The sequence below is a fragment of the Crenothrix polyspora genome (genome assembly GCF_900163755.1).
GTDB classification, from domain to species: Bacteria; Pseudomonadota; Gammaproteobacteria; order Methylococcales; family Methylomonadaceae; genus Crenothrix; species Crenothrix polyspora.
Map to the genome: position 1 here is coordinate 1 of NZ_FUKI01000112.1, position 8,886 is coordinate 8,886.

Sequence of the window (8,886 nt, forward strand, 5' to 3'; positions counted from 1 at the left end):
GAGGATGCTCGGATAAAATTGAAAAAGCTTTATCCGACACTTAAAGAGTGACTAAGTACTAGAGCCCATAAAATGGGGAGGGGGAGGATAAAAGGTAAAATAATGCCGCCTGGTTAAGCGATTTTGGCTTTGTTTGATTTAAAATAGTGGCTAGCCGCCATTACATTAAAAGTACTGCTTCTTCTCCAGCGTATCTATAGGGCATAAAGGAAAGGGGGATTTTGCTTCACTTAATAGCAGTAACCAACTTGGGTCAATGCCATTAATCTAATGGATTTATGTATTTATTTTTCAATAAGATGCATTTATGCTGTATGTAGAGAAGCAAAATTTTGCGTCTCTACGCTGCGCCATTTGTTGTGTTACGCTGTCTATTTATGCTCTTGGATCTTCGCGGGTAGCTGCCGCCCATTCCGGTGAGTAACCGTCCATAATGGACAAGTCGGGCACATCCATAACCACGGTTTCTGTGGTCATCAGGGTACTTACGACACTGACGGCATTGCGTAACGCCAAACGCATGACTTTAACCGGATCAATAATGCCAATCTTCAGAAAATTGCCATAACAATTATGCTGGGTATCAAAGGTAAAATGGTCATCGAGCTGTGCATTTAACTTGGCAATCACGGCTTCGCTGTTAAAACCAGCATTTTGGGTTATTTTTAGCAAAGGTGCCGCCAGAGCCTGCTGCAAAATCTTGAAACCTTGCTGTTGCTCGGCATTTTGTGCAATGACACCATCTAATGCCGAAATACAACGAAATAAAGCGACACCGCCCCCCGGTAAAACACCTTCTTCCAGCGCCGCTCTGGCCGACATATACGCATTTTCTATACGTACCAGACGCTCTTTTATTTCAAAATCAGCCATCCCGCCAACGCTAAAGACACCAGCTCTGCCGTCCAGCAAGGTAATGCGATCTTCCAATTCTTCATAATCGTGCTTATTGCCGGAAGCTGAACCTTGGCCGGGTTTTTTAGATAATATAAAATCGGCTTCTTGGCGCAAGGTTGCAATGCGCGCTTTTATGGCAGCCTGATCTCCCGCTGCACCGATTATTGTCGTTGAACTCGCCGTTACTAGCACACGCTTTGCCTGGCCTAGCTGATCCAAGGTGACGTGCTCAAGTTTTGGCGAACTGTAATCATCCAGAATAGTCTGTCCGCCAGTCAATAAAGCCAAATCCTTAAGACGATTCAGGCGTTTATCACCAAAGCCAGGCGGTTTAACCGCAACGACTTTAAATAGGCCGCGCACATGGTTTAGCAGCAAGCCTGCCAAGGCTTTATCAATTACATTTTCAGCAATAATTAACAGGGAACGCCTCTGTGCATTGACCTCTTCCAAAATCGGCACTAAATCCATCAGGTCACTGATGTCGCGGTCGTAAAGCAGGATATAGGGATTTTCCAGCACCGCCTCTTCGCGGGTCTTATCGGTCACAAAATAAGGCGATAAAAATCCTTGTGGATACTGTATGCCTTCTACAATTTCCAGCTCGTCTTTTAGGCCATTGCCCAATTGAAAAGTTAAGTTGCCCTGGACACCTAATTTATCCAGGGCTTCGGCCAATAGCTTGCCAACACCCGGTTCATTTTTAGTGGCCACTGCGGCAATTTTTTCGATCCAGTCGGCATTAACGCCAGTGAGCGCTTTGTCTAATAACGTTTTTTCCACTACTGCTAGCGCAGTATCCAGGCCTATTTTTAATTGCAACGGATGAAAACCTGCCGCCACACTTTTTAAGCATTCCTGCGCGAGTTTTTGTGCCAATACGATTGCGGTGGTGGTACCGTCACCCACTTGCCGTGACACAGCACCGGCAACATCACGCAACATACGCCCGCCTAGATCGACAATTCTATCGTCAAAATTAATGGCTTTGGCAACCGTAACGCCATCCCGCGTGAAAATGGGCATAATGCCATCAGTACGATGCTGAATCATCACCGCAGGGCCGTTACTGCCCATGGTGACAATCACGGCGCGGGCCACCCTATCAATGCCATGCAGCATTTTTAAACGCGCTTCCGGATTGTAAATAATGTGTTTGCTCATGGCCTGGGAATCCCAATCAGTTATAGTTTTGAATTTAATTTCATAAAGGTTTGCCCTACTAGCGCACGGGATTGATGTGCGCGTACTAAATGTGCCCAGGTACGGATCAGGATTTTGTCCCAATAGTCCAGTGTACTTTTAAAGTCGATTTCTTCTTCGAGGCTTAATTCTTGATTCCAGAATTCTGTTAACTCCTGAACCCGTGCGTCACCCAGCTTGCTGGTAAGCTCGTGTTCTTCAGTCACTAGTTTTCTGATGGTTTCATCCAGTTGCTCAACCATGCCTGCCAGAAATTCTATATCCTCTGCTTTCATCCCCCCCCCCATTACAGCAAGCTATATGATTTGATACTATTGCCGGAATTCAATTTCAACAGTGACTGAGCCACACTGGCACGCGTATGATGGGCGCGTTTTGAACGCGCCCATGTCTTAAGCAATTCCTTATCCCAATAATCCAGGGTGTTTTTGAAGTCAAGTTCTTCTTCAGCGGATAGATCCTGTTTCCAAAATACCCTTAATTCTTCCACACGGCGTGTGCCAATTTTGCTGGTCAGCACATTTTCATCTACCAGCAATTTCCTGATGGTTTTATCCAATTGCTCGGCCAGTGTATGGAGAAATTGTTGATCGCCGGTATTCATCATAACCGTTTCGATAATGGGTGTTTTATGATCCGCTTGGCAAAAACTTTTCAAGATAAATACGCTCTTTAGGAATACCGGCTTCAGCACAAACGGCAAACGTGGCATCGACCATACCAGGGGGGCCACATAAATACAGATCAGGTTTAACGCCTGTTTCCTGTAGATCCCTACGTAAAATATCCACCACACTGCCTTTTTCACAGTGCCAGTCATCGGAGCATTTCCATACACAGTTTCTAAGTTCCAGTGTTGGCATTTCTGCGGCCAATTGATCCAGTTCGTCCAAATGGAAAATTTCGGCTTCGGTATTAACGCCAAAATAAATGACGCATTTTTGCGGCTCATCCCATTCTTTCATGTAACGCACCATCGACAATATCGGTGCCAGCCCTGTGCCACCGGCGACGAAATAGCGCGGCGTAAAGCCATTTTCTTTCAGGCCAAAAACACCGGACGGGCCTTTAAGGTTAATTCGATGCCCGACTTTGGCGACTTTTTTCAAGTATTCTGAAAATAGCCCACCATCGACAATACGGATCAAAAACTCTAAATCACCTTGTTTATTGCTGGTGTTGGCTGGTGAATAAGACCGTGTCGTGCTAGTGCCGGGGATTTCAATATCATAAAATTGCCCTGAAGCAAATTTAACCGTTTTATCATCGCCTACACGGCGCAGTTGAAATTTAACCACATTAATGGAGATTTGCGACAACTCAACCACTTCCGCCTCAAAGGTCAAGCCTTCCGCAGAAAATGATATCCGTTCATAGGTATACGGCACTTCAACTTCAATATCCGTAGTAGGGTAACAGCGGCAAAGTAATACTTCACCCGCTTCCTCCTCATTATTCGGCAATGCCTGGGAGCTAAATTTGCCCATAACGTATTCGCCTTCGGCACAAAAGCCTTTGCAAGTTGCACAGCCACCTTCACGGCACGACGACATTAAATAAATATCTTGGCGCACTGCTGCGCTAATCACGTCCTCATCGGATCGACACTGAAAGGCTACCGACTCATTATCCTGGGTAATAATGGTTACGTTGTGAGTGTTTGCCATTAAACAGGCTCCTGTTTTATTATCAATTGGGTTTGAAAGCATTAAAAAACACCAGGACATGATTCACTGCGCGTCTTGATGCCTCCAGCGTTAATGAACAGCCTTCCTGAATCAGTTTATTGTCGTGATAAATTGTCCAGCGCCACATAAACTCCAAGTCTTCAGTGTAGGCGGTGTAACGTTCTGAATCATACAATTGGGTAGGTTCCTGGCTTTCGTTGTGCAAGCTTTCGGCTTTTTGGCTAACCGCTATCATGTTCATCATATTTCCTGAAATAGTTTCAGTTGCGTTATAAAAGCGCAAAAGTGCAATCCATCCTTAACTGCACTTTTGCAGATTGCCCACCGTATTAATACCCAACATACTAGAAACGTAACCGTTCAGTTCCCCTCTTTGAAAAAGAGGGGTTAGGGGAGATTGTTTAAATAAATCCCCCTCAATCCCCCTTTTTCAAAGGGGGAAGTCAACACATACCTAGAAACGTGTATAACTACGATGAGCAAACCCTGTAGCAAATTACTGAAGCACTATCACCTTAGCACCACGCACTTTCCGCAATTCTTCCAACGGCAAGGCGTAGTAATCGGTATTTCTAAGCTCCATTAACTTGGTACCTAACAAGCGGTCAGTATCCATGAAGACATTGACCGGCATGATGGGAGGCTTGTTGGCCAACCTGAAGTTGATATGGATTCTTTCGGCTTCGTACATATCCGTACAGGCATCCATTTTGGCGACAACCTCGTTGGCCACTTTCTGTGCATCCATACCGCTGGTGGTGCTGTTAAGAAAGCGTGTATCATTGAACTCGGCATGTTTCAACAACGCAACTTTCTCTTCAATTTTACATTCAATCCACAAGCCATCCAGCTCCAGGGAAAAATCGGTTTTAAACGGGCTCATGTATTTGGCACGAAACTCGGTTAATAACGCGGCACCTGCCCCCAATGATTTCAGCGCAGCAATTTTTTTTGTCCACTCATCGCGTGTGGGGTTATCATGAATCTTAGCCATTGCTCTCTCCTATGCGGTTTGCAAGTCTTGCAGTTTGACATCAAGGCCCATCAGTTCTGAGGTGATGGTAAAAGTTTCATCCAATGTATACGCACGACCAATGGTTGATGACACGTCAACCAAAAGATCATAAACACTGTAATGTTTGCCTAACAACTCAGAGACTTCACGGCAATCAATTTCAATTTTACCGGTTGCTTTTAACCACCAAAAACCGGCGCGATCTTCTACGACCAACGTTGAATTTTCGGCTTTATGAGAACCCAGCAAAATCTCTTCAACCACGGTGTTGAGTTCATCGGATTTTTTTAAAACCAAAACCACTTCGTGGGTTTCTTTACAGACCTGATTTTCTTCCGCAAAGTATTCATCAGCAAAGGCTTTACCGGTTTTTTGCATGATGCCTGCGTTATAGGCATTTTTATTGACAGTCATGATAATTCCTTATTTAAGACCTGATAACACAGTTTTAATTAACGCTTTGGTATCGACTTTATAGCCGATAGGCGCAGCATAATCACGTTGCCAATCATCAAACACCCGCTCCAATGCAGCTTCAATTGCATCTTTGCTGGTTACGCCTTTAATTTCTGGAATTTTCGCAAAAATGCCCATGAAATCTTTTAACGCATTAACGGTTTGTGGCAACCATTTATCGCTCCAGGCACGCATCAAACGATTGTTATAATCGCCAAATTCAGCATCGCTACCCAGACAAGTGTGGAACATATCTGTAGTGATGCCCTTGGTTTGTGAATGATATAACTGCATTTGATTGATAAAAAACGGTGTTAAGTTGTCACCGTAATAGGCCGACAATCTTAAGAAGAACTCTCTACGCACAAATTGACCAAACAAGGGGTCGTAAACCATGTGTGCTGAGAACAAAATTTCATTCCAATCATAGGTTTCTTGCCAAATTTTCTCAACGGTTTCCCTGGCACTTTTGTAGATAGCGCCTTTTGTCCATTCCGCTTTAGGAATATCAGTAGATTCTGGAAACCCAGGTACCAATTTTGCCAAAAAGGTTCTTTCCGCCTGGATCATTTGCGCGTTATCGACCTTATCCAAAGCAATCATCGCGCTACTCATCCGAATGGTATCGCCCAAGCAGTCACGCACTACCGATGAATGGGCATTGAACAAACCGTATTCACTAAAGCCAAACGCACCCAAATAATCACCCAGCACTTCATCGCGCCACACCGGATCAATTGAACGCACATGGCCATCGGCAGAATAGGCTTTCAAAAAACGGTCGGTATAACGCCATTCTTCACCTTTGTCTTTCACATATAGCGCGTGCCAGCGGTAAGCAGGATCACGGTGTTTGTGCCAGTCAGTGGTGTGCATTTCGGTGAACTCGTTACTCCAGGACGGACGGCCGCCGTGGAATTTTTGCGTCCAGTCACCCCAATCCAAACCGCCTGGAATCCAGTCGGGTGTGGGCTGTGTATAGCAACATAAGGCTTCATATTCGTTGACCCGTTTACCGCGCGGGGTCATGAAATAATTCATTTTACGTTGGGTTTCCAAGGGCTTATCAGGAATTGCCGCTAAAATTTGCGCTGCAATGGCCGGGTCTGTAAGGCCGCGTCTACCACCAGATACTACGATTGACATAAGTTACTCCTTTACAATTATTGATAGCACGGCAAGTTTTTCCACGTAGGGTACGCAACGCGCACCCTGCAAAATTCGTGCATTATGCTAAATGGGGATTGATGATTACAGTGCTTTAATAGGATCAGCAAATACGCAGCCGATCTTTTTAATATCATCTAAAGTCCACAGCTTGCCATCTTTGCTGGTGTGTGGCTGTGCAATCAAAGTAAAGCCATCACTGCGCACGCCATGACCTTCGGCAATCACTTCAGACAATTCACGGCCTTCGTATTGTTCAAAGATATTTTGGCATTCATAACGCTCTGGCTCAGACAGCCACATGCGCTCACCCCAAGGATCACTGAAGGAATGTTTTTTGCCATTAAACTCAAGAACGCGCAGTGTGCTAGCCCCTTTGCAGTAGCTAGGGCAGAACGGGACTTGGGAAACACGGTCAATATAGATCGGGTGGTTATTTTCTTGGAACCATTGCAACGGCAAGAAGCCGCTGTTTGGATCTTCACAACCACGCGCACGCCATTCTTCATAGACCTTGCCGTACATGTCGTACCAGCCAGGGTAATTGGCTTCATACCACTCCGCTTCTTCAGCGGTCGGCAAGGTTAAACGGAAGAAACCTGTTGGCCACATCGCGTAGGCAATCATGAACAAATCGTGGTGCGCCCAGTATGCGTCTTTTTTCGCATCGCGTAAGCTGGCAGGAGATTCCACGCCGTATTTGCCCAAACGACCAATCCAGATACCGCCCCAATCTTCGTATACCCAACGGTTCCAGGTTTTGACCCAAGGCTCCACTTTAAAATGTGAACCATACTCAAACATCATGCCCAATACGGGCGTGAAGTATTTTTGTTGGGTCCAGAACGCATTGTTCAAGTCAGTGTTCAAATATTTTGAAGCGGCTGCATCGTTGGCAATGGAAACCACGGTTTGGTAGCCGTTTGCCATGTGACGGAGCTCGTCAGTTTCAATGGATAAGAACACGGTTGGGGTCATTTCATCGCCGTTTGCAGAAGCCCATTCGGTAACCGCAACGATTAATGGGTTGGTAAAGCAGGCTTCGCCAACCAATTGCAAGTTAATGGAGCACTCAACCGCATCACCGGAAATAAAGCCATCCGCGAACACGCGTTTCATGCCTTTCCACAGCGGGCCAATCGCACGGGTACGACGGGCATCGTTATGACCGGCAGCGTCTTGACCTTGCTTAGCAAAATAATAATTGATATAACCACATTGGTTGGTATGGCGAATTTCATCCATCACCTGACCCAAATAACCATTTTTTTGCTCTGGGGCTGTAGCGGAATCCCATAACATGCCGGTAGCGGCAATCGCGTTATACTCGCCCACTTCCAAAAAGTTGGAGATCACTTTCATGGACTCATTCCATTTTGGATGTACACGGTTAGCGGCATCAACACGCGTCAACACGTCTTGCAAACTACCGAACTGGCGCTCATCTTTAACGGATTCCATACGGGCATATTCTTTAGCGATCAGCTTGAATTGCTCTTTGGTGTCATTCGCCATTTTGTATTTGGTCGAATATTTAGTGCGATTTTTTTCAAAATCCCAGGTAAAGCTTTGCATCCATCGGTGTACTTCTTGAGCACCTACGCTAACTGGCGCGCGATTAACGGCCAACGCATCGGTTGCTGCTTTTGTTGCTGCACTTATAGCCATAAAAAACTACTCCTGATATTTTTGTTGTAGATAAAAGTTGCATAATCCATTGTTGCCACACCCAGTAAAGGATTTTCGGCTTACTACACAATTCAAGGTTGAACAATGAATAATATGAACCAAGCAATAGATATGCCAATTTAATAAATGGTAATAAACGCAAATAAAAACAACAAGATAGTATTGTTAAAAAGTAATGAGGGGAAATTTGAAAACTGTCTAATAACTGGACACTGTCCAGTTATTAGACGTACAGTTTGTGAATATGACGGGTTTTGGGGTAAATATCAGTCAGCAACAGCTTGCCTGCGACAACTTGACGCGCGGCAATATGTCACCTGTTATGAAGTAATAAGTCAGGCTACAATGCATGCACTCTTCAGATGCGCCGTCCAAAATGGTTTTAGAGTCCCCCTTATGTGGTCAACGGCTTGTTGACCACATTTTTTGCACTGTCTATGGCGCGTTATGTTGTTTGGCAACAACATGCACGAAATAAATTAAACAACTTAAACTCCAACTCTCTTTCTTGCTGAGCCTATCGAAGTAGAACTTGCTCGAGTTATTTCATGCACGCTATTAGCAACTAAAATTCACCGAAAACGCCTTTAAAATAACGTTTTTTAGTGCAACAAAATTAAAATTTGTATCAATTTGGTGCAAAAATTACCCAATATTCTCTGCTGTCAAACAATAAAAACCTTCTAAAAACCGAATAATTGGAAATGCGACTAGTACTCAGTCACTCTTTAAATGTCGAATAACAGCCCCCATAAACAAGTTTCACGTAAG

At 44.7% G+C, this 8,886-nt stretch carries 9 protein-coding genes; all 9 read right to left on the reverse strand.

Going from position 1 to position 8,886, the window contains the following annotated elements:
• Positions 1 to 375 precede the first annotated feature (375 nt).
• The 9 genes from CRENPOLYSF2_RS09175 to mmoX all read right to left on the reverse strand — a co-directional run bounded on the left by CRENPOLYSF2_RS09175 (position 376) and on the right by mmoX (position 8,094).
• Positions 376 to 2,061, reverse strand: coding sequence for an Hsp60 family chaperonin (locus tag CRENPOLYSF2_RS09175; RefSeq protein WP_087143652.1), 1,686 nt, complete (start codon positions 2,059 to 2,061; stop codon positions 376 to 378).
• A 20-nt stretch (positions 2,062 to 2,081) separates the two neighbouring features.
• Entirely contained in the window at positions 2,082 to 2,375 is a 294-nt protein-coding gene (locus tag CRENPOLYSF2_RS09180) for a hypothetical protein (protein ID WP_087143658.1), read from the reverse strand.
• A gap of 11 nt (positions 2,376 to 2,386) precedes the next feature.
• Positions 2,387 to 2,758, reverse strand: coding sequence for a hypothetical protein (locus CRENPOLYSF2_RS09185; RefSeq protein WP_245807961.1), 372 nt, complete (start codon positions 2,756 to 2,758; stop codon positions 2,387 to 2,389).
• Entirely contained in the window at positions 2,730 to 3,767 is a 1,038-nt protein-coding gene (mmoC, locus tag CRENPOLYSF2_RS09190; protein ID WP_087143660.1) for an aromatic/alkene monooxygenase hydroxylase FAD-binding subunit MmoC, read from the reverse strand. Before mmoC ends, CRENPOLYSF2_RS09185 begins: the two co-directional genes overlap by 29 nt.
• Positions 3,768 to 3,789: 22 nt before the next feature.
• A complete protein-coding gene (gene mmoD, locus CRENPOLYSF2_RS09195) occupies positions 3,790 to 4,023 on the reverse strand; it encodes a soluble methane monooxygenase-binding protein MmoD (RefSeq protein ID WP_245807962.1) in 234 nt (77 codons plus the stop codon).
• A 261-nt stretch (positions 4,024 to 4,284) separates the two neighbouring features.
• The gene (gene mmoZ / locus CRENPOLYSF2_RS09200) at positions 4,285 to 4,782 is read right to left on the reverse strand and encodes an aromatic/alkene monooxygenase hydroxylase subunit gamma (protein WP_087143654.1); all 498 of its coding nucleotides are present in this window, start codon (positions 4,780 to 4,782) and stop codon (positions 4,285 to 4,287) included.
• Positions 4,783 to 4,791: 9 nt separating this feature from the next.
• A complete protein-coding gene (mmoB, locus tag CRENPOLYSF2_RS09205; protein WP_087143655.1) occupies positions 4,792 to 5,217 on the reverse strand; it encodes a methane monooxygenase regulator MmoB in 426 nt (141 codons plus the stop codon).
• Between the two features lie 9 nt (positions 5,218 to 5,226).
• Positions 5,227 to 6,405, reverse strand: coding sequence for an aromatic/alkene monooxygenase hydroxylase subunit beta (gene mmoY / locus CRENPOLYSF2_RS09210; RefSeq protein WP_087143656.1), 1,179 nt, complete (start codon positions 6,403 to 6,405; stop codon positions 5,227 to 5,229).
• Between the two features lie 105 nt (positions 6,406 to 6,510).
• Positions 6,511 to 8,094, reverse strand: a complete 1,584-nt coding sequence (gene mmoX / locus CRENPOLYSF2_RS09215) for an aromatic/alkene monooxygenase hydroxylase subunit alpha (protein WP_087143657.1) — start codon at positions 8,092 to 8,094, stop codon at positions 6,511 to 6,513.
• Positions 8,095 to 8,886: the final 792 nt, after the last annotated feature.

What these genes read in the sequence shown, in the direction of transcription:
- CRENPOLYSF2_RS09175 (WP_087143652.1), bottom strand. Translation starts at nt 2,061, where the DNA reads ATGAGCAAACACATTATTTACAATCCGGAAGCGCGTTTAAAAATGCTG.
- CRENPOLYSF2_RS09180 (WP_087143658.1), bottom strand. Translation starts at nt 2,375, where the DNA reads ATGAAAGCAGAGGATATAGAATTTCTGGCAGGCATGGTTGAGCAACTG.
- mmoC (WP_087143660.1), bottom strand. Translation starts at nt 3,767, where the DNA reads ATGGCAAACACTCACAACGTAACCATTATTACCCAGGATAATGAGTCG.
- mmoD (WP_245807962.1), bottom strand. Translation starts at nt 4,023, where the DNA reads ATGATAGCGGTTAGCCAAAAAGCCGAAAGCTTGCACAACGAAAGCCAG.
- mmoZ (WP_087143654.1), bottom strand. Translation starts at nt 4,782, where the DNA reads ATGGCTAAGATTCATGATAACCCCACACGCGATGAGTGGACAAAAAAA.
- mmoB (WP_087143655.1), bottom strand. Translation starts at nt 5,217, where the DNA reads ATGACTGTCAATAAAAATGCCTATAACGCAGGCATCATGCAAAAAACC.
- mmoY (WP_087143656.1), bottom strand. Translation starts at nt 6,405, where the DNA reads ATGTCAATCGTAGTATCTGGTGGTAGACGCGGCCTTACAGACCCGGCC.
- mmoX (WP_087143657.1), bottom strand. Translation starts at nt 8,094, where the DNA reads ATGGCTATAAGTGCAGCAACAAAAGCAGCAACCGATGCGTTGGCCGTT.